The sequence below is a fragment of the Pseudomonas sp. SC11 genome, from assembly GCF_047039205.1.
In the GTDB taxonomy this organism is placed as follows: Bacteria; Pseudomonadota; Gammaproteobacteria; order Pseudomonadales; family Pseudomonadaceae; genus Aquipseudomonas; species Aquipseudomonas boreofloridensis.
In genome coordinates this window covers 3,546,639-3,565,735 of the sequence record NZ_CP178183.1, presented here as the reverse complement: position 1 = coordinate 3,565,735, position 19,097 = coordinate 3,546,639, and the positions used below count along the sequence as shown (strand labels likewise).

Sequence of the window (19,097 nt, the reverse complement as noted above, 5' to 3'; positions counted from 1 at the left end):
GCAACTGGGTCATGATTGGCTTATCGGTGAGGCTTGATTTATAGGGCGCAGGGGCGGCGCTTGATGGCCTTGATTACCGTTGCACCAATCAACTATTTGAATTTATTTGAAATTAAGCCTTGACCGCTGTTCAGATCCCCTTATAATGCGCCCCACTTCCGCAGCAAACGGAACGCGAAACTTCTTGAGAATCAACGAGTTAAGCGAGTTCGGCGCGGTGCGAAGGGCTTCGATCCTCGGGTTGAAAGCGGTGAAAAAGGCGGTTGACAGCATCGGTTGGTGCTGTATGATTCGCCTCCCGCTACGAGAGATCGCAGCGAGTCAAGTGTTTGAAGCTAAACGAGTTTCTCGGAAAAAACTTCACAATAAACGCTTGACACGAAGTAAGGCTGCTGTAGAATGCGCGGCCTCGGTTGAGACGAAACGCTCTTAGCCAAACGCTCTTTAACAAATCGAATCAAGCAATTCGTGTGGGTGCTTGTGAGTACGGACTGATCGTCGCCTAGATTATCAGCATCACAAGTGGCCATGCGAGAAATCACATAGTCATTTGAGATTGCTGAGCCAAGTTTAGGGTTTCTTAAAAACCCAAGCAGTATTGAACTGAAGAGTTTGATCATGGCTCAGATTGAACGCTGGCGGCAGGCCTAACACATGCAAGTCGAGCGGATGAGAGGAGCTTGCTTCTCGATTCAGCGGCGGACGGGTGAGTAATGCCTAGGAATCTGCCTGGTAGTGGGGGACAACGTTTCGAAAGGAACGCTAATACCGCATACGTCCTACGGGAGAAAGCAGGGGACCTTCGGGCCTTGCGCTATCAGATGAGCCTAGGTCGGATTAGCTAGTTGGTGAGGTAATGGCTCACCAAGGCGACGATCCGTAACTGGTCTGAGAGGATGATCAGTCACACTGGAACTGAGACACGGTCCAGACTCCTACGGGAGGCAGCAGTGGGGAATATTGGACAATGGGCGAAAGCCTGATCCAGCCATGCCGCGTGTGTGAAGAAGGTCTTCGGATTGTAAAGCACTTTAAGTTGGGAGGAAGGGTTGTAGATTAATACTCTGCAATTTTGACGTTACCGACAGAATAAGCACCGGCTAACTCTGTGCCAGCAGCCGCGGTAATACAGAGGGTGCAAGCGTTAATCGGAATTACTGGGCGTAAAGCGCGCGTAGGTGGTTTGTTAAGTTGGATGTGAAAGCCCCGGGCTCAACCTGGGAACTGCATCCAAAACTGGCAAGCTAGAGTACGGTAGAGGGTGGTGGAATTTCCTGTGTAGCGGTGAAATGCGTAGATATAGGAAGGAACACCAGTGGCGAAGGCGACCACCTGGACTGATACTGACACTGAGGTGCGAAAGCGTGGGGAGCAAACAGGATTAGATACCCTGGTAGTCCACGCCGTAAACGATGTCAACTAGCCGTTGGAATCCTTGAGATTTTAGTGGCGCAGCTAACGCATTAAGTTGACCGCCTGGGGAGTACGGCCGCAAGGTTAAAACTCAAATGAATTGACGGGGGCCCGCACAAGCGGTGGAGCATGTGGTTTAATTCGAAGCAACGCGAAGAACCTTACCAGGCCTTGACATGCAGAGAACTTTCCAGAGATGGATTGGTGCCTTCGGGAACTCTGACACAGGTGCTGCATGGCTGTCGTCAGCTCGTGTCGTGAGATGTTGGGTTAAGTCCCGTAACGAGCGCAACCCTTGTCCTTAGTTACCAGCACGTCATGGTGGGCACTCTAAGGAGACTGCCGGTGACAAACCGGAGGAAGGTGGGGATGACGTCAAGTCATCATGGCCCTTACGGCCTGGGCTACACACGTGCTACAATGGTCGGTACAGAGGGTTGCCAAGCCGCGAGGTGGAGCTAATCTCACAAAACCGATCGTAGTCCGGATCGCAGTCTGCAACTCGACTGCGTGAAGTCGGAATCGCTAGTAATCGCGAATCAGAATGTCGCGGTGAATACGTTCCCGGGCCTTGTACACACCGCCCGTCACACCATGGGAGTGGGTTGCACCAGAAGTAGCTAGTCTAACCTTCGGGGGGACGGTTACCACGGTGTGATTCATGACTGGGGTGAAGTCGTAACAAGGTAGCCGTAGGGGAACCTGCGGCTGGATCACCTCCTTAATCGAAGACATCAGCCTGCTGATGAGCTCCCACACGAATTGCTTGATTCATTGTGAAAAGACGATGCTGTAACGCGACCCTGTTATAGGTCTGTAGCTCAGTTGGTTAGAGCGCACCCCTGATAAGGGTGAGGTCGGCAGTTCAAATCTGCCCAGACCTACCAATTACTTGGTGCGGCCTACGAGATGTAGCAGATACACGGGGCCATAGCTCAGCTGGGAGAGCGCCTGCCTTGCACGCAGGAGGTCAGCGGTTCGATCCCGCTTGGCTCCACCACCTTTGTACAGCACTGTTAGAACTCAGAAATGAGCATTCGCGCGTCGCGTTGACGCCGCGTTGGAATGTTGATTTCTGGCTTTTGCCAGATCGTTCTTTAAAAATTCGGATATGTGATAGATACAGACTGATGACCAGTTTCACTGCTGGAAATCAGGCTGAGGTAAAATTTGTGAGTTCTGCTCGAAAGAGCGACGTGCGAATTTTCGGCGAATGTCGTCTTCACAGTATAACCAGATTGCTTGGGGTTATATGGTCAAGTGAAGAAGCGCATACGGTGGATGCCTTGGCAGTCAGAGGCGATGAAAGACGTGGTAGCCTGCGATAAGCTTTGGGGAGTCGGCAAACAGACTGTGATCCAGAGATCTCTGAATGGGGGAACCCACCTAGGATAACCTAGGTATCTTGTACTGAATCCATAGGTGCAAGAGGCGAACCAGGGGAACTGAAACATCTAAGTACCCTGAGGAATAGAAATCAACCGAGATTCCCTTAGTAGTGGCGAGCGAACGGGGACCAGCCCTTAAGTTGATTTGAGATTAGTGGAACGCTCTGGAAAGTGCGGCCATAGTGGGTGATAGCCCCGTACACGAAAATCTCTTTTCAATGAAATCGAGTAGGACGGAGCACGAGAAACTTTGTCTGAACATGGGGGGACCATCCTCCAAGGCTAAATACTACTGACTGACCGATAGTGAACCAGTACCGTGAGGGAAAGGCGAAAAGAACCCCGGAGAGGGGAGTGAAATAGAACCTGAAACCGTATGCGTACAAGCAGTGGGAGCCTACTTTGTTAGGTGACTGCGTACCTTTTGTATAATGGGTCAGCGACTTATATTCAGTGGCGAGCTTAACCGAATAGGGGAGGCGTAGCGAAAGCGAGTCTTAATAGGGCGCTTAGTCGCTGGGTATAGACCCGAAACCGGGCGATCTATCCATGGGCAGGTTGAAGGTTAGGTAACACTGACTGGAGGACCGAACCGACTACCGTTGAAAAGTTAGCGGATGACCTGTGGATCGGAGTGAAAGGCTAATCAAGCTCGGAGATAGCTGGTTCTCCTCGAAAGCTATTTAGGTAGCGCCTCATGTATCACTGCTGGGGGTAGAGCACTGTTTCGGCTAGGGGGTCATCCCGACTTACCAAACCGATGCAAACTCCGAATACCAGCAAGTGCCGAGCATGGGAGACACACGGCGGGTGCTAACGTCCGTCGTGAAAAGGGAAACAACCCAGACCGTCAGCTAAGGTCCCAAAGTCATGGTTAAGTGGGAAACGATGTGGGAAGGCTTAGACAGCTAGGAGGTTGGCTTAGAAGCAGCCATCCTTTAAAGAAAGCGTAATAGCTCACTAGTCGAGTCGGCCTGCGCGGAAGATGTAACGGGGCTCAAACCATGCACCGAAGCTACGGGTATCACCTTTGGTGATGCGGTAGAGGAGCGTTCTGTAAGCCTGTGAAGGTGAGTTGAGAAGCTTGCTGGAGGTATCAGAAGTGCGAATGCTGACATGAGTAACGACAATGCGAGTGAAAAACTCGCACGCCGAAAGACCAAGGTTTCCTGCGCAACGTTAATCGACGCAGGGTTAGTCGGTCCCTAAGGCGAGGCTGAAAAGCGTAGTCGATGGAAAACAGGTTAATATTCCTGTACTTGCAGTTATTGCGATGGAGGGACGGAGAAGGCTAGGCCAGCCTGGCGTTGGTTGTCCAGGTTTAAGGTGGTAGGCTGAAATCTTAGGCAAATCCGGGATTTCAAGGCCGAGAGCTGATGACGAGTTGCCTTTAGGCGACGAAGTGGTTGATGCCATGCTTCCAAGAAAAGCTCCTAAGCTTCAGATAACTGGGAACCGTACCCCAAACCGACACAGGTGGTTAGGTAGAGAATACCAAGGCGCTTGAGAGAACTCGGGTGAAGGAACTAGGCAAAATGGCACCGTAACTTCGGGAGAAGGTGCGCCGGCGAGGGTGAAGGACTTGCTCCGTAAGCCCATGCCGGTCGAAGATACCAGGCCGCTGCGACTGTTTATTAAAAACACAGCACTCTGCAAACACGAAAGTGGACGTATAGGGTGTGACGCCTGCCCGGTGCCGGAAGGTTAATTGATGGGGTTAGCGCAAGCGAAGCTCTTGATCGAAGCCCCGGTAAACGGCGGCCGTAACTATAACGGTCCTAAGGTAGCGAAATTCCTTGTCGGGTAAGTTCCGACCTGCACGAATGGCGTAACGATGGCGGCGCTGTCTCCACCCGAGACTCAGTGAAATTGAAATCGCTGTGAAGATGCAGTGTATCCGCGGCTAGACGGAAAGACCCCGTGAACCTTTACTATAGCTTTGCACTGGACTTTGAGCTTGCTTGTGTAGGATAGGTGGGAGGCTTTGAAGTGGGGACGCCAGTTCTCATGGAGCCATCCTTGAAATACCACCCTGGCAACCTTGAGGTTCTAACTCAGGTCCGTGATCCGGATCGAGGACAGTGTATGGTGGGTAGTTTGACTGGGGCGGTCTCCTCCCAAAGAGTAACGGAGGAGTACGAAGGTGCGCTCAGACCGGTCGGAAATCGGTCGTAGAGTATAAAGGCAAAAGCGCGCTTGACTGCGAGACAGACACGTCGAGCAGGTACGAAAGTAGGTCTTAGTGATCCGGTGGTTCTGTATGGAAGGGCCATCGCTCAACGGATAAAAGGTACTCCGGGGATAACAGGCTGATACCGCCCAAGAGTTCATATCGACGGCGGTGTTTGGCACCTCGATGTCGGCTCATCACATCCTGGGGCTGAAGCCGGTCCCAAGGGTATGGCTGTTCGCCATTTAAAGTGGTACGCGAGCTGGGTTTAGAACGTCGTGAGACAGTTCGGTCCCTATCTGCCGTGGACGTTTGAGATTTGAGAGGGGCTGCTCCTAGTACGAGAGGACCGGAGTGGACGAACCTCTGGTGTTCCGGTTGTCACGCCAGTGGCATTGCCGGGTAGCTATGTTCGGAAGAGATAACCGCTGAAAGCATCTAAGCGGGAAACTTGCCTCAAGATGAGATCTCACTGGGATCTAGAATCCCCTGAAGGGCCGTCGAAGACTACGACGTTGATAGGTGGGGTGTGTAAGCGCTGTGAGGCGTTGAGCTAACCCATACTAATTGCCCGTGAGGCTTGACCATATAACACCCAAGCAATTTGAGCGTGAGCGCCGAATTGTGGTGGTGAAGACGAGAGAACCGAAAGTTCGCGACGAACCACAGAATCACATATCCGAATAGGCTGGGGTGTCCGTAAGGGCGCGCTGGCAACCGAATTTCTTGACGACCATAGAGCATTGGAACCACCTGATCCCATCCCGAACTCAGCAGTGAAACGATGCATCGCCGATGGTAGTGTGGGGTTTCCCCATGTGAGAGTAGGTCATCGTCAAGATTTATTTCGCAAAACCCCTATCTGCGTGAGCAGGTAGGGGTTTTGTTTTTTTGGTGTTTTCACAATCAGCGCTACCCTCCTGGGAGGCAGCTTGCAACCCCAACTGGAGCTCTCACACCTTGACCGGTCGTGTGAGGGCGCTTACAGCCTGATCACTCTTGAGCACAAGCACATCGCCTTCAAGCGCGTCGAGCACCACCTCAGCAGTGTTGCCAATCAGGGCCCCGGAGATACCCGTGCGCGCAACTGTTCCGATAATGGTCACCACCGCATCGATCTTCTTTTCGGTGTAAGGAATCAGCACATCCGCTGGCCCTTCGGCGACATGCAGCCGCTGATCGCTGATGTCGAACTCCGCCTGGAAAACTGAACACGCCTCACGGTAGCGCTTTTCGATAGTCTCGCTGAGCTGATACACCGGATCGGAGGCAGCCAACATGGGCGAAGGGTGAGCGCTGATCACGTGCAGTTCACCTTTGGCCAAGCTGGCGATAGCGTAGCCATGGTCAATGATACTGGCATGCAGGCGGCGGTGATCTTCATCCTGATTGCCCACATCCACTGCCGCCAGAATGGCGCCGCCGGTCCAAGGCCGCTCGCTCTTGACCATCAGTACGGCACACGGACAGTTGCGCAACAGTTTCCAGTCGCTAGGCGTCAGCAGAGCTTTGCGCAGGGGGTTATCCGGGTGATGCTCTTTGATGACCAATTCACAGCCTTCGGCCTGCTGCACAGCGATGATCGACTCATGCAGGCTGTCCTGCCAGGCCTGTTCGTGGCTGACGCTATCGTAGCCATCGTCATGCAACTGACTGGCGAGCAAGCTCAGCAGTGCGTGATGGTCGCGCTTCTTGTCACACATCAGCAGATGCAGGCGTGCACCGGTAACCCCGGCAATCAGCTTGGCGCGGGTCAGCGCGCGACTGTGGGCGTGTTCAGGGTCGAGCACGACGAGGATGCTGCGAACGGCTTGCATGGCATGAAACTCCTTGGATCGCGAGGGCTCATACCTGACTATAGTTGGCCAATGCGGCGATGCCGTTTGACCTGTATCAAGCGCAAGCGCTGGCGATGGCTGTCACCGTCGGTATAATCCCGCGCTTCTGCGTTGCCAACCTCCGTGAATTTATGTCCCTGATTCCTGAAATCGATGCCTTTCTTGGCTGCCCCACACCCGACGCCTGGATCGAGGCTGCGTTGGCCGATGAGCACACCTTGCTGATCGACCACAAGAACTGCGAGTTCAAGGCCGCCAGTACCGCACTCAGTTTGATCGCCAAGTACAACACGCATTTGGAGCTGATCAATATGATGTCGCGCCTGGCGCGTGAGGAACTGGTGCATCACGAGCAAGTGTTGCGCTTGATGAAGCGTCGGGGTGTACCGTTGCGCCCCGTTTCAGCCGGACGTTATGCCTCTGGACTGCGGCGAGTGGTGCGTGCCCATGAGCCGGTGAAGCTGGTCGATACCCTGGTGGTCGGCGCTTTCATCGAGGCCCGCAGTTGCGAGCGCTTCGCGGCCTTGGTCCCACACCTGGACGAAGAACTGGGTACGTTCTATCACGGCTTGCTCAAAAGCGAGGCACGCCACTATCAAGGCTATTTGAAACTGGCGTATGAGTATGGAGAGGCGTCAGATATCGCGCAGGTGGTGCACAAGGTTCGGGAGATAGAGGCGGAACTGATAAGTTCCGCCGATGGGGAAATGCGCTTTCACAGCGGTATCCCAATGGCCCAGCCAGCCTGAGTGGGCCAGAAGTTTCCTTAATTTACTGCCTACGGCCGAGTAGCAGGCCTACCACCAGACCGATGCCAGCGGAGATCGCCACAGTCTGCCAAGGATGAATGCCGATCAGCTCTTCAGTCGCCTCGACCACCGGCTGCGCTTTTTGCCCCAGACGGCTGGTGGCCTGACGCGCTTGACGCAGCTTCAGACCGAGCTGGGCGCGCAGCGTATCGGCTTCCTCGCCCACCAAAGACGCGCTGCTGTCCAAAAGCTTTTCCGATTCCTCGATAAGCGCCTGCAACTCGCTGAAGACCTGATCCTTGATCTGCTCGGTTTCGCTGGTCGCGTTGGATTTCCTGGCCATGGATGCCTCCTTGTAGGTGTGTTGGTGTAAACAGTGGAAAGCAGTGGTCGGCGAAAGTTGCACTGGCTTGGCGATGGTGCATCGCAAGCGTGTAAGATATCGCTCATTTTCAAGCGGCAGGAAAGACCATGAGTTTCAATCTGGCCAATAGAGACTTCGCCGAGCGTGCGCAGATCGAGTCGGAAAAGGCGCGCTTGTTCGAGCTGTGGCAGAACAACCTGGGCAAGGCCAAAGCCGAGGCGGCCAGGATGATTGCCGAAAAGTCGCGGCGCAAGGGCAAGTGGGCGGAGTGGGTGCGTGCGGAGCTGGACGGCATATCGCCCCCTGAATTCGCTAACATGATTCGCAGCGAAATCAACAAGATGATGGCCGCCGCCAGCGCCAATCGTTGAGGGCTACCAGCCGAAAGTACCTGGCTGGGGCAGATCGAGTTTGCCCTTGTCGGTGAAACGGATCGTTCCCAACGGACCCCCGGCCAACTTGCCACGTAGTATGTAGGGCAGACCCTGTAACGACTGTGCACGGCTCAGGCCGTAGGCTTGGCGTAGAAAGGAAAACGCGGTAATGCTCACCGGTACTACGATGACCGTCTCCTCATAACGCCCGATGTGGCCGCGTTGATCGCTGACACCAGCCGCCAAGGGTTGATCGTTCACCTCCAGATTCAAGGCAACGCCGTTGAAATCCACAGGCGTTTCGTTGGGGTTCTGAATCCGGATCTTGACTGCCATGCGTAACTCTAGATCTTGCCCCGCAAGAGGTTCGATACCGATGACGCTGATATTCAGAGGATCTCGTGGTTGCAACAGCGCGCAGGCGTTGAGCAGCAGGGCCAGCATCAGCACCATGCACAGGCCTGGTCTTGAGCGAAAGCGGACAGTCATGAGCAGGCGCCTTGGCGTGTGGACGAGCGCGCAGTGTGGCAAATGCGGCGTGTCGTTGAAAGTGACAGTGGATATGAAAGATACTCTTTCGCATTAACACCAATCCTACTGGCATCATCTCTCCATGCTGACGTCTCCCGTGTCCAGCCTGCTGGCAAGCTTCCAGGAGCACTACGACGACTTGTTGTCATTCCTCACGCGTCGTATGCAAGACCGACAGCGCGCCGCCGACGTTGCGCAGGAAACATACCTGCGCCTGGTGCGTATCGAGGCACAGGCCATCGCGGTCGCGCACCCACGCAGTTTCATCTTCCGCGTCGCCGGCAACCTGGCCATCGACGCGCTGCGGCACGAGCGACGCCGAGCGTCGAATCATGAACCGGAGGAGGGTAGGGGCGAAATCCCGTGTCCCTCGCCCGCCCCGGAAGCTACGCTGTTAGCTCGCGAGCGCCTGCAAATCTTGGATGACGCCTTGCTGCAGTTACCGAGCAACGCCCGTCAGGCCCTGCTGCTGAACCGGGTCGAGGGCCTGACTCAGGCGCAGATCGCTCAGCGCCTGGGCGTTTCCCCGAGCATGGTGGCAAAATACATCGGCCAGGCCCTACGCCACTGTCGTGACTGGCTCGAGCAAAACCATGACTGAGCGGCCTGCGATGACCCCGCGACCTCCCCACAACGACCTCTGCGACGATGCCCTCGACTGGCAGGTCGTGCTCCACTCCGGTAATGCCGGTGCCGATGACCATGAGCGTTACCAGCGCTGGTGTGCGTCCAGTCCGGCCCATGCGCGTGCCGCTCGTGAGGCCGAGGCGCTGTGGGGCGATCTCGGGCAGACCCAGGCTGCACGGACGTTGCACGCCAAGCCGCTATCGCGTTCTCGGCGGCGCTGGCCACGCGCACTGGCCGCATCGATAGTGATGGTCGCCATCGCTTGCACCGGATGGCAGCAAGCGCCGATGTGGTTTTCTGACTATCACACCGCAATGAACCAGCGTCAGACTTTCACTCTGGCCGACGGCACACGTGTCACTCTGAACGGCAATAGCGCATTGTCGGTGTCATTCAGCGATACACGGCGTGAGGTCGTGCTGCAGACAGGTGAAGCATTGTTCGATACCGCCAGCGATCCGCGTCCGTTCGTGGTCGATGCCGGAGGCGAACCGGTCGAGGGCCGCCATGCCTTGTTCAGCGTGAGACGCCAGGCGTCCGGTGCTGAAGTGGTGTTGACCCGGGGCGAAGCTCAACTCGGTGGGCGACAGCTTGCACTCACCCCTGATGCCGAGGCCCGGACCGCCTGGCGGCGCGGCAAGCTGATCTTCAATGGCAAGCCGCTTGGCCAGGTACTCGCCGAACTGGAGCGATACCGTCATGGGCGTATCATCATTTCCGATGCCCGCCTGGCAGGCCTCGAAGTGAGCGGGGTGTTCGATCTCGACCAGCCGGACGGTTTGCTTCGTACCCTGGAGCAGCGCTACGGTTTGACAGTGACCTACCTGCCTCTTCTGGCAGTGGTGCGTTGATCGAGAAGATAATCGAAATATTTTTCATTTCCTGCTGCAAGTTTCCGCTGGCCAGATCGTCGTAGGGGGACTGATCCGTACCCCCCCTCGACTCGCCTGGAAGCTCACTTGTGAAGGCCACGCTCAATTCCCTGAACCGCTGCGGCGGTGGTTTCAAATATGTCCTGGCATCCTGCAGCGCCGTGCTGTCGCTGGCAGGCCCGCTGCCGCTGCTGGCTGCCGAGTCCCTCGACAGTGCCCAGGTGCAGTCACGCCAAGTTCGGCTCGACCTGCCCGCGCAACCGCTGGATCGCTCACTGACCGCCTTTGCCGACCAGGCGGGCCTGCATGTGCTCTACACCACGGCCGATGTCGCTGGTTTGGACGGACCACCTCTGCAGGGTAGCTACACCATCAACCAAGCTCTCCAGGTGCTGCTGGCCAGTACGGGTATCGACTGGCAGTTCAACGATGCCCGCACCGTCACACTGCGCAGGGCCGACGTAGCGCCGCAGAGCATCAACCTCAAGCCCATCGAGGTGAGTGTCGCCTCTCGCACCAGCACTGCGATCAGTGAAATCCCCGGTACTGTCTGGGTGGTGGATCAACAGCAACTGCGCGAGCAGATCGACAGCGGCGTGAGCCTCAAAGAGGCGATTGGCAAGCTCGTCCCTGGCCTGGACTTGGCGCCGGAAGGCCGCACCAATTACGGCCAGAACATGCGTGGGCGCAATGTGCTGGTGATGATCGACGGTGTCAGTCAGAACAGCTCGCGTGGTCTTTCGCGTCAGTTCGACAGCATTTCGCCGTTCAACGTCGAGCGCGTCGAGGTGCTTTCCGGCGCCAGCGCCCTCTATGGCGGCGGTGCCACCGGTGGAATCATCAATATCGTGACCAAGAAGGGGGAGCCGGGGCCGGCGCGTTTCGAGACGCAGATCGGTGCCAGCAGCGGTTTCAACAACAGCGACGACCTGGCGACCCGCATCGCTCAGTCGATCAGTGGCGGTAATGAGCGGATCAGCGCCCGTCTGGGTATCTCCGGTGAGCAGAACCAGGCCTTCTATGACGGTGCCGGCAAGCAGATCTTCATCGACAACACGCAGACCGATCTGCAGTACAACCGCACCCTCGACCTACTGGGCACACTCGGCCTGCAACTGAACGACGAACAGAGCCTGGAGTTTCTTGCCCAGTACTACGACTCCGGTAACACGGGCAGCACGGGCATTTTCTTCCCCAACCTCAAGCACAACGCGCCGTCGGATCTGGAAGACGCGCAATTGCGCGGTGGCTATTCCTCCGACTTGCAACCGCGTACCCGGCGTCTGCTGCTCAACGCCAACTATCACCATAGCGATGTGCTTGGCCAGGACTTCTACCTGCAGGCCTCGTATCGCAAGGAAAACGACAACTTCTACCCGTTCCCGTATTACAACGCCGGCTCGCCGCGTGGATCGCGCGGCGTGTACTTCGCAGCCTCGCAGCAGAATTTCGAGGTCAGCAGCCTCAAGGCGCTGTTCTCCAAGCAATGGGATCGCTTGAAGCTGACCTACGGCGTCGATATCGATCGCGAGCGCTTCAGCGCCGAGCAGACCACCTTCGATGCGCTGACTTCATCGAACAGCGGCGGTCTCGACCTGGACAAGGCCAGCAAGGCAGCGCGCTATCCCAGTTATCGGGTCGACGGTGTCTCGCTCTATGCCCAGGCCGATTGGCGCCTCACCGATAACCTCACGCTATCCGGCGGCGCTCGGCGTCAGCAGATGGACGTGGACGTGGGGGACTTCAAACGAGTGCCGGGCGGTAGCAACGACTATCAGGTCAATCTGTACAACCTGGGCGCGATCTACGATTTCAAGAACGGTCACCAGATATGGACCAATTACGGCGAAGGTTTCGATCTGCCAGACCCGGCCAAGTACTACGGCAAGCCAGGGCTGTCCGTGGCCGACAACCCTCTGGCTGGCATCAAGAGTCGCCAGGTCGAGATGGGCTGGCGCTACAGCGATCTGCAATGGGATGCCCAGGCGGCGCTGTATTACATCTGGTCGGACAAGATCATCAACGTCGACCAGCAGACCTTGACCATCAATGTCGATGAGCAGAAAAGTCGCGACTTCGGCTTCGAAGGTGCCTTGACCCGGCACTTCGACAGCGGCTGGGAGGCTGGCGGCACCTTGCACCTGGTACGTTCTGAGGAGGAGGCGGCCAACGGCGGCTGGAACAAGCGTGATGCGCGTTACGCCTCGCTCTCCAAGTCTACGGCGTTCGTCGGTTGGAAGGGCGATGGGCGCAGCGCGCGTCTGCAGGCCAACAGGGCCTTCACGCTCAAGGACGATGCCGACCATCAGATCGACGGCTACACCACCTTCGATTTGCTGGGCAGCCAGGAAACCGGCTTCGGGACCTTCAGTGCGGGTATCCAGAACCTGTTCGACAAGCAATACAGCACGGTATGGGGCCAACGGGCGACGCTGTTCTATTCGCCGACCTACGGCCCTGCCTACTTGTATGATTACCAAGGCAGGGGTCGTACTTACAGCCTGACCTGGAGTCTGGCGTACTGACCGGCTGCACGCGTCTGGTCAAGGCAGGGGGCTCGCAGTGCCCACCTGCCTAGCTGAAACATCGCGAATCAACTCCATACGGCTTCATGCTTTTTTGGCGAACCTGTCGAGACTTAGGCTATCCAACGCTTGGTCACGAATTTTCGTACCGGAGGTGAAGCATGAATCCCACACTGCCGCTCTTGGCTATCAGCCTGCTCCTGTGTCTGCCGGTACAGGCTGCCCCTGTGCAGCTCCCCCTGCTGGCCGCCAGTGACTCGAACAACCCCTACAACAGTCCGATCCAGCGCGCCAACCCCAACAGTCGCCAGGGCAGCGTGCCGGCTACGCCCCCGGTACGGGGGCCCTCGACGGCACCTGTTGAACGTGCCCCGACGCTGGAAAACCGCGGCATCGGCAATGGCGACAACCTGCGTCGTCAGCAGCAGACACCGAACCTGGAGCCCCGTCGGCCTCCACGCGACTCGCAACGCACGCCTTGAATCCCTCTGGAAGGAATCCCCTATGACACCACGTACCTGGATGACCACACTGGCGGCTGCTGCACTGTTTCCATTGCTGGCGCAGGCCGCTGCCGAACAGCGCTTGCCCAGTGAAGAAGGCGAGTTGACGGTCAGCACTGTCGCCGATGGACTCAACCACCCTTGGGCGCTGGCCTTCCTGCCTGGTGGCAAGGACATGCTGATCACCGAGCAGCCAGGCAATCTGCGCATCGTCAATGCCGAAGGCAAGGTCGGCCCACCGTTGTCGGGCGTGCCGAAGGTCTGGGCGCAAGGGCAGGGCGGCCTGTTGGATGTGGCCCTCTCACCTGAGTTCGCCAAAGACCGGACGGTGTACCTGTCCTATGCCGAGGAGGGCGCGGACGGCAAGGCCGGTACGGCGGTTGGTCGGGCGCAGTTGTCCCAGGATCGATCGCGTCTGGAGAACTTCAACGTGATCTTCCGCCAGCAACCGAAGCTCTCGGTGGGTAATCACTTCGGCTCCCGGTTGGTGTTCGACCGTGACGGCTACTTGTTCATCGCCCTGGGCGAGAACAATCAGCGCTCCACTGCCCAGGACCTGGACAAGCTGCAAGGTAAGTTGGTGCGAATCCTGCCCGATGGCGAAGTACCCAAGGACAACCCCTTCGTTGGTCAGGAAGATGTGCGGCCGGAAATCTGGTCGTTCGGCCACCGCAACCAGCAGGGTGCGGCGCTCAATCCTTGGACGGGCCAGCTCTGGACACATGAGCATGGGCCGCGCGGTGGCGACGAAATCAATATTCCTCAACCGGGCAAGAACTATGGCTGGCCGATTGCCACCCACGGCATCGATTATTCCCTGTTGCCGATTCCCGAGGCCAAGGGCAAGCATGTTGACGGCATGGAAGACCCACACCACGTCTGGGAGAAATCACCCGGCATCAGTGGTATGGCCTTCTATGACAGCCCCACCTTCAAGGCCTGGGATCACAATCTGTTCATCGGGGCCTTGGCCACTGAGGAGTTGATCCGTCTCCAGCTCGACGGCGACAACGTGGTCCACGAAGAGCGCATGCTTGGCGAGCTCAAGGCGCGAATTCGTGACGTGCGGGTTGGCCCTGATGGCTATCTCTATGTGCTGACCGATGCGCAGGATGGCGCGCTACTCAAGGTGGGCTTGAGCAAGGATTGATCGGCGGCCCCACGCCAACGCTGCTTGCACTATCATGGCGGCTTTGCCCAGGCATGCCGCCATGACGCCCGCTGCGCTCTACCTACAAGCCTTGCAACGCGAGGGTTTCGTCGCCGATGCCGCGCAGGCCTCGGCGGTCAGCGCCCTTGAGCGCTGTTTCGAGGCCGTCCAGCAAGGACGTGCCGTCCAAGGCGTCTATCTGTGGGGGCCGGTGGGGCGTGGCAAGACCTGGCTCATGGACCTGTTCCATCGCTGCCTTGAAGTGCCGTCGCGGCGTCAGCATTTCCATCACTTCATGGCCTGGGTGCACCAGCGCCTGTTCCAGCTCGTGGGCACCGCCGATCCTCTACAGGCCCTGGCTCAGGCGTTGGCGCAGGACATCCGTGTGTTGTGCTTCGACGAGCTGTTCGTCACCGATATCGGTGATGCGATCATCCTCGGACGCCTGTTCCAGGCGCTATTCGAACAAGGTGTCGTGCTGGTCGCGACCTCCAATCAACCGCCTGATCAGCTCTATGCCGATGGCTTCAACCGCGAGCGCTTCCTGCCGGCGATTGCGGCGATCGAGCAGCATATGCAACGGGTGGCGGTGGCTGGCGATCAGGATCACCGGCTGCATCCCGGCGCGCAGTTGCAGCGCTACTGGGTGAGCGAGGCAGGCACCGCCTCTGCGTTGGCGGCCGTGTTCTGTCAACTGAGCGCCGGCGAAACGGCTACTGAGCTAGCGCTGCAGATCGGCACACGGCACGTCACGGTCATTCGTCGCAGTGAGCGGGTGATCTGGTGCGACTTCACGCACTTGTGCGACCAAGCGTTAGCGGCGACTGACTTCATGGCCTTGTGCGATCGCTATAGCGCGATTCTGGTCAGCGCCGTGCCCGCACTGGGTGGCCAACAGCGCGCCGGGCGTATCGCCCGAGGGACGGAAGATGCCGCGCAGCGCGTGATCGCTGGCGACCGCGAGCTGCCGGCGCTGTCACCGCGCGATGACAGTGTGCGGCGCTTCATCGCACTGGTCGACGAATGTTACGACCGGCGAATCGCCTTGTACCTGGAGGCTGCCGTGCCGCTCGAGGCGCTGTATACCGAAGGTTACCTGTCATTTGCCTTCCGCCGAACCTTGAGTCGCTTGCAGGAAATGCAGTTGCAGCGCTTCGCCTGAGGACCTATCGCAGCCAGTCGATCAGCGCGTCGTGAAAGCGCTCGGGCGCCTCGATTTGCGGCGCGTGACCCAAGCCTTTGAAGGTCACCAGTTTGCCTTGGGGTATCAGTTTTTCCACCTGAGGGCCCAGTACCGCATAGTGGCCCAGTTTGGCTTTGATCTCGGGCGGTGCGATGTCGCTGCCGATGGCAGTGGTGTCCTGGTCGCCGATCATCAGCAGCGTCGGCATCTGCAGGTTCTTGAACTCGTAGACCACCGGCTGCGTGAAAATCATGTCGTAGATCAGCGCAGAGTTCCACGCCACCGCTTCATGTCCTGGTCCTTGGTTCAGGCCCACCAACATATCTACCCAGCGCTCGTATTCGGGCTTCCAGCGCCCGGCGTAGTAGGTTGTGCGTTCATAATTGCGCACGCCCTCGGCATTGAGCTTGAGCTCGCGTTCGTACCATTGATCCACCGTGCGGTAAGGCGCACCCAGGGCTTTCCAGTCTTCCAGGCCGATGGGGTTGACCATGGCCAGGCGCTCGACCTGCTGTGGGTACATCAGGGCATAGCGGGTGGCTAGCATCCCCCCCGTGGAGTGGCCCACCAGGCTGATCTGGTCGATCCCCAAGCGTTCGAGCAGCGCATGGGTGTTATCCGCCAGCTGTTGGAAGCTGTACTGGTAGTACGCGGGTTTGCTGGAGGTGCAGAAACCGATTTGGTCGGGAACGATGACCCGATAGCCGGCCTTGCTCAAAGCGTCGATCGAGGACTCCCAGGTGGCGGCGCAGAAATTCTTGCCATGCATCAGTAGCACGCTGCGACCATTGGCATGACCTCGGGCGGGTATATCCATGTAGCCCATCTGCACGGTCTGGCCTTGTGAGCTGAAGTTGAAATGTTGCAATGGATGAGGGTAGGCGAAGCCTTCGAGCTGCTTGCCGTAGGTGACGGATTCAGCGGCCAGGGCCGGAGCGCCGGCCAGGCATGCCAAGGTCAATGCGGTTATGCGCAGCATGGCGAAGACTCCGAGTTCGGTCATATAGGAAGCGGCGACTGTAGCAGTCGGTTGACCTGCGCAGCGGACAAAGGTGTCACCCGGTGTGAAACCAGCCCAGGGTAATCAGTATCAGAACCCAGTAGCGACCAGCCTTGGCCAGGGTCACCAATAACACAAAGCGCCAGAGCGGCTCGCGAAGGATTCCCGCGACCAGCGTCAGTGGATCGCCGATCACCGGCACCCAGCTCAGTAAAAGCGACCACTGTCCCCAGCGCTGGTAGTGGCATTGTGCGCGTTGCAACTGAGTGGCGCTGAACGGGAACCAGCGTCGATCACGCAGGCGTTCGATTGCCCGGCCCAGCAGCCAATTGACCACCGAGCCGAGCACATTGCCGAAGGTGGCCACCAACAGCAGGAGCAGCCAGGCGTCAGGATCGCGCAGCAGCAAGCCGACCAGTACGGCCTCGGACTGCAGCGGCAGCAGCGTGGCAGCACCGAAGGCGCTGAGAAACAGGGCCCCTAAACTGATCATCAGTACTCGGCGACCACGGTGTCCCGACCCTTGCGCGTGAGGCCGATCACCTGGTAAGCGTCTTTACGCGCCCCCATCTCCATCCCCGGGGAGCCGATCGGCATTCCCGGCACTGCCACACCCACCAGATCGTCTCGCTGAGCCAGCAGGCGGACCTGCTCGGCGGGCACATGGCCCTCGACGAATTTGCCGTCGATCACTGCGGTATGGCACGAGGCGAGTCTGGGTGCGACGCCCAGGCGCTGTTTCACCGCGCTCATGTTCGGCTCGACATGGTCATTGACCGTGAAACCGTTGTCGCGCAGGTGGGCGATCCACTGTTTGCAGCAACCGCAGTTCGGGTCGCGGTAGACATCGACGACCTCGCAGGCCTGGGCCAGGCCGCCGCAGGCCAGCAGTACGAACGCCAACAGGTGCTTGTTCAGCATGAAAACACTCCTCGATCAATGCGCCTGCATTGCGCGCGCTAGCATCACGTAACGGTCGAGCATGCAGCGCCTTGTCTGACCTTAGCCTGAAGCGCAGATGACAGTTTTGTCAGGCGTGTTCTTGTGCTTCGCCTAAGTCGCGCATCAGCAGTCCGAATTCCAGCGGCACCTGCTCGGGCACCGGCAGGTACACCACATGCCCGTCTCCTGGGGCGACATCGATGGCATTGCCCTGGCGATCGCTCAGACGATCGAGGTCGAAATGATAATTGCCGCGAGGGGTCATGAGCTCGAGCGTGTCGCCCACTGTGAAACGGTTCTTGACCTTGACCTCAGCCAGTCCGTCGACGCGCTGGCCAGTCAACTCACCGACAAACTGCTGGCGTTCTGAAACCGAATGGCCGCGTTGATAGTTCTGATACTCATCGTGCACGTGTCGGCGCAAGAACCCTTCGGTGTAGCCGCGCTGGGCAAGCGATTCGAGATCGTCCATCAAACCGCGGTCGAATGGCCGTCCGGCCGCCGCATCGTCGATGGCCTTTCGGTAAGCCTGAACGGCACGCGCGCAATAGAAATGCGATTTGGTGCGGCCCTCGATCTTCAGCGAGTGCACGCCCATCTGCGTCAGGCGTTCGACGTGCTGAACGGCGCGCAGGTCCTTGGCGTTCATGATGTAGGTACCGTGCTCGTCCTCGAATGCCGGCATCTGCTCATCTGGCCGGTTGTGTTCCTGGAGCAGGAAGACTTGATCGCTGGGCGCGCCAACGCCCAGCGTAGGCTCGACCGTACGCACGATCTCGCCGGTGACGTTTTCGCAGGCTTCGGTGGCCTGGTACTTCCAGCGGCACGCATTGGTGCACGTGCCTTGGTTAGCGTCGCGCTTGTTCAGATAGCCCGATAGCAGGCAGCGACCGGAGTAAGCCATGCACAGCGCACCATGTACGAAGACTTCCAGCTCCATGTCAGGCACCTGCCGCCGTATTTCCTCGATCTCCTCCAGCGACAGCTCGCGCGACAGAATCACCCGACTCAGCCCCATTTGCTGCCAGAACACGACACTGGCCCAGTTCACCGTATTGGCTTGCACCGAAAGGTGCACCGGCATCTGCGGGAAGTGTTCACGCACAAGCATGATCAGACCGGGATCGGACATGATCAGCGCGTCGGGTGCCATCTGGATCACCGGCTCGAGATCCTTGAGGAAGGTTTTGAGCTTGGCATTGTGCGGCGCGATGTTGACCACCACGTAGAACCGCTTGCCCAGGGCATGCGCTTCCTGGATGCCCACGGCCAGGTTGGCATGATCGAATTCGTTGTTGCGCACCCGCAGGCTGTAGCGCGGCTGGCCGGCATAGACCGCGTCTGCACCGTAGGCGAAGGCATAGCGCAACGTCTTGAGCGAGCCGGCAGGGGCGAGCAATTCAGGCTTGGCAAGAGAGTTCATGGACGCACCGGGGCAAAAGGCGCGAATGCTAGCGATAGGGCGCCC

At 58.2% G+C, this 19,097-nt stretch carries 14 protein-coding genes, 2 tRNA genes, 3 rRNA genes and 1 pseudogene; 13 read left to right on the top strand and 7 right to left on the bottom strand.

Features of this window, described 5'->3' with window-relative positions; translation table 11 throughout:
• The first annotated feature begins 600 nt into the window (after positions 1-600).
• The 5 genes from ACK2SD_RS15930 to rrf all read left to right on the top strand — a co-directional run bounded on the left by ACK2SD_RS15930 (position 601) and on the right by rrf (position 5,812).
• Positions 601-2,137, top strand: a 16S ribosomal RNA gene (locus tag ACK2SD_RS15930).
• 86 nt (positions 2,138-2,223) lie between these two features.
• A tRNA-Ile gene (locus ACK2SD_RS15925) sits at positions 2,224-2,300 on the top strand.
• 37 nt (positions 2,301-2,337) lie between these two features.
• Positions 2,338-2,413, top strand: a tRNA-Ala gene (locus ACK2SD_RS15920).
• A 254-nt stretch (positions 2,414-2,667) separates the two neighbouring features.
• A 23S ribosomal RNA gene (locus ACK2SD_RS15915) occupies positions 2,668-5,559 on the top strand.
• Between the two features lie 137 nt (positions 5,560-5,696).
• Positions 5,697-5,812, top strand: a 5S ribosomal RNA gene (gene rrf, locus ACK2SD_RS15910).
• The 16S, 23S and 5S rRNA genes sit together here with 2 tRNA genes alongside, the layout of an rRNA operon.
• Before the next feature lie 112 nt (positions 5,813-5,924).
• Here the strand turns inward: rrf and ACK2SD_RS15905 are convergent.
• Positions 5,925-6,788, bottom strand: a complete 864-nt coding sequence (locus tag ACK2SD_RS15905; protein ID WP_412460277.1) for a universal stress protein — start codon at positions 6,786-6,788, stop codon at positions 5,925-5,927.
• Between the two features lie 152 nt (positions 6,789-6,940).
• Between ACK2SD_RS15905 and ACK2SD_RS15900 the strand changes: the two genes are divergently transcribed.
• Positions 6,941-7,558: a tRNA-(ms[2]io[6]A)-hydroxylase gene (locus ACK2SD_RS15900; protein WP_412462330.1), complete on the top strand. Its 618-nt coding sequence runs from the start codon at positions 6,941-6,943 to the stop codon at positions 7,556-7,558.
• A gap of 22 nt (positions 7,559-7,580) precedes the next feature.
• On the opposite strand, the gene ACK2SD_RS15895 is transcribed toward ACK2SD_RS15900, so the two are convergent.
• Positions 7,581-7,901, bottom strand: a complete 321-nt coding sequence (locus tag ACK2SD_RS15895; RefSeq protein ID WP_029613111.1) for a DUF883 family protein — start codon at positions 7,899-7,901, stop codon at positions 7,581-7,583.
• A gap of 128 nt (positions 7,902-8,029) precedes the next feature.
• Here ACK2SD_RS15895 and ACK2SD_RS15890 point away from each other — a divergent pair, with 128 nt between their 5' ends.
• Entirely contained in the window at positions 8,030-8,293 is a 264-nt protein-coding gene (locus tag ACK2SD_RS15890) for a hypothetical protein (RefSeq protein ID WP_039576789.1), read from the top strand.
• A 3-nt stretch (positions 8,294-8,296) separates the two neighbouring features.
• Here ACK2SD_RS15890 and ACK2SD_RS15885 read toward each other — a convergent pair whose 3' ends face one another.
• Positions 8,297-8,785: an LEA type 2 family protein gene (locus ACK2SD_RS15885; protein ID WP_304484253.1), complete on the bottom strand. Its 489-nt coding sequence runs from the start codon at positions 8,783-8,785 to the stop codon at positions 8,297-8,299.
• A 124-nt stretch (positions 8,786-8,909) separates the two neighbouring features.
• Between ACK2SD_RS15885 and ACK2SD_RS15880 the strand changes: the two are divergent.
• From ACK2SD_RS15880 to zapE, 6 genes and pseudogenes are all read left to right on the top strand, one after another.
• Positions 8,910-9,420: pseudogene (locus tag ACK2SD_RS15880) on the top strand (RNA polymerase sigma factor); the annotation flags it as partial.
• Complete coding sequence (locus tag ACK2SD_RS15875; RefSeq protein WP_412462329.1) at positions 9,421-10,305, top strand: FecR family protein; 885 nt, start codon at positions 9,421-9,423, stop codon at positions 10,303-10,305.
• A 131-nt stretch (positions 10,306-10,436) separates the two neighbouring features.
• Positions 10,437-12,851 carry a TonB-dependent siderophore receptor gene (locus ACK2SD_RS15870; RefSeq protein WP_412462328.1) on the top strand — a complete coding sequence of 805 codons (2,415 nt, stop codon included), beginning with the start codon at positions 10,437-10,439 and terminating at the stop codon, positions 12,849-12,851.
• 161 nt (positions 12,852-13,012) lie between these two features.
• The gene (locus ACK2SD_RS15865) at positions 13,013-13,333 is read left to right on the top strand and encodes a hypothetical protein (RefSeq protein WP_412460276.1); all 321 of its coding nucleotides are present in this window, start codon (positions 13,013-13,015) and stop codon (positions 13,331-13,333) included.
• A gap of 22 nt (positions 13,334-13,355) precedes the next feature.
• Positions 13,356-14,504 carry a PQQ-dependent sugar dehydrogenase gene (locus ACK2SD_RS15860; protein WP_412460275.1) on the top strand — a complete coding sequence of 383 codons (1,149 nt, stop codon included), beginning with the start codon at positions 13,356-13,358 and terminating at the stop codon, positions 14,502-14,504.
• Positions 14,505-14,565: 61 nt separating this feature from the next.
• A complete protein-coding gene (gene zapE, locus ACK2SD_RS15855) occupies positions 14,566-15,666 on the top strand; it encodes a cell division protein ZapE (RefSeq protein ID WP_295487803.1) in 1,101 nt (366 codons plus the stop codon).
• A gap of 4 nt (positions 15,667-15,670) precedes the next feature.
• On the opposite strand, the gene ACK2SD_RS15850 is transcribed toward zapE, so the two are convergent.
• The 4 genes from ACK2SD_RS15850 to yegQ form a co-directional block, all read right to left on the bottom strand.
• Complete coding sequence (locus tag ACK2SD_RS15850; RefSeq protein ID WP_412460274.1) at positions 15,671-16,666, bottom strand: alpha/beta fold hydrolase; 996 nt, start codon at positions 16,664-16,666, stop codon at positions 15,671-15,673.
• Between the two features lie 76 nt (positions 16,667-16,742).
• Positions 16,743-17,180 (bottom strand): YqaA family protein, encoded by a 438-nt coding sequence (locus ACK2SD_RS15845; protein WP_342649178.1) that lies wholly within the window; start codon positions 17,178-17,180, stop codon positions 16,743-16,745.
• On the bottom strand, positions 17,180-17,608 hold the full coding sequence (locus ACK2SD_RS15840; protein ID WP_412460273.1) for a DUF411 domain-containing protein: 429 nt from the start codon (positions 17,606-17,608) through the stop codon (positions 17,180-17,182). The genes ACK2SD_RS15845 and ACK2SD_RS15840 overlap by 1 nt, the downstream gene beginning before the upstream one ends.
• A gap of 109 nt (positions 17,609-17,717) precedes the next feature.
• Positions 17,718-19,052 (bottom strand): tRNA 5-hydroxyuridine modification protein YegQ, encoded by a 1,335-nt coding sequence (gene yegQ, locus ACK2SD_RS15835; RefSeq protein ID WP_412460272.1) that lies wholly within the window; start codon positions 19,050-19,052, stop codon positions 17,718-17,720.
• Positions 19,053-19,097: the final 45 nt, after the last annotated feature.

Coding starts and splice junctions, on each gene's coding strand:
- zapE (WP_295487803.1), top strand. CDS start 14,566: ATGACGCCCGCTGCGCTCTACCTACAAGCCTTGCAACGCGAGGGTTTC.
- yegQ (WP_412460272.1), bottom strand. CDS start 19,052: ATGAACTCTCTTGCCAAGCCTGAATTGCTCGCCCCTGCCGGCTCGCTC.
- ACK2SD_RS15875 (WP_412462329.1), top strand. CDS start 9,421: ATGACTGAGCGGCCTGCGATGACCCCGCGACCTCCCCACAACGACCTC.
- ACK2SD_RS15845 (WP_342649178.1), bottom strand. CDS start 17,180: ATGATCAGTTTAGGGGCCCTGTTTCTCAGCGCCTTCGGTGCTGCCACG.
- ACK2SD_RS15850 (WP_412460274.1), bottom strand. CDS start 16,666: ATGCTGCGCATAACCGCATTGACCTTGGCATGCCTGGCCGGCGCTCCG.
- ACK2SD_RS15860 (WP_412460275.1), top strand. CDS start 13,356: ATGACACCACGTACCTGGATGACCACACTGGCGGCTGCTGCACTGTTT.
- ACK2SD_RS15840 (WP_412460273.1), bottom strand. CDS start 17,608: ATGCTGAACAAGCACCTGTTGGCGTTCGTACTGCTGGCCTGCGGCGGC.
- ACK2SD_RS15865 (WP_412460276.1), top strand. CDS start 13,013: ATGAATCCCACACTGCCGCTCTTGGCTATCAGCCTGCTCCTGTGTCTG.
- ACK2SD_RS15905 (WP_412460277.1), bottom strand. CDS start 6,788: ATGCAAGCCGTTCGCAGCATCCTCGTCGTGCTCGACCCTGAACACGCC.
- ACK2SD_RS15900 (WP_412462330.1), top strand. CDS start 6,941: ATGTCCCTGATTCCTGAAATCGATGCCTTTCTTGGCTGCCCCACACCC.
- ACK2SD_RS15895 (WP_029613111.1), bottom strand. CDS start 7,901: ATGGCCAGGAAATCCAACGCGACCAGCGAAACCGAGCAGATCAAGGAT.
- ACK2SD_RS15885 (WP_304484253.1), bottom strand. CDS start 8,785: ATGACTGTCCGCTTTCGCTCAAGACCAGGCCTGTGCATGGTGCTGATG.
- ACK2SD_RS15890 (WP_039576789.1), top strand. CDS start 8,030: ATGAGTTTCAATCTGGCCAATAGAGACTTCGCCGAGCGTGCGCAGATC.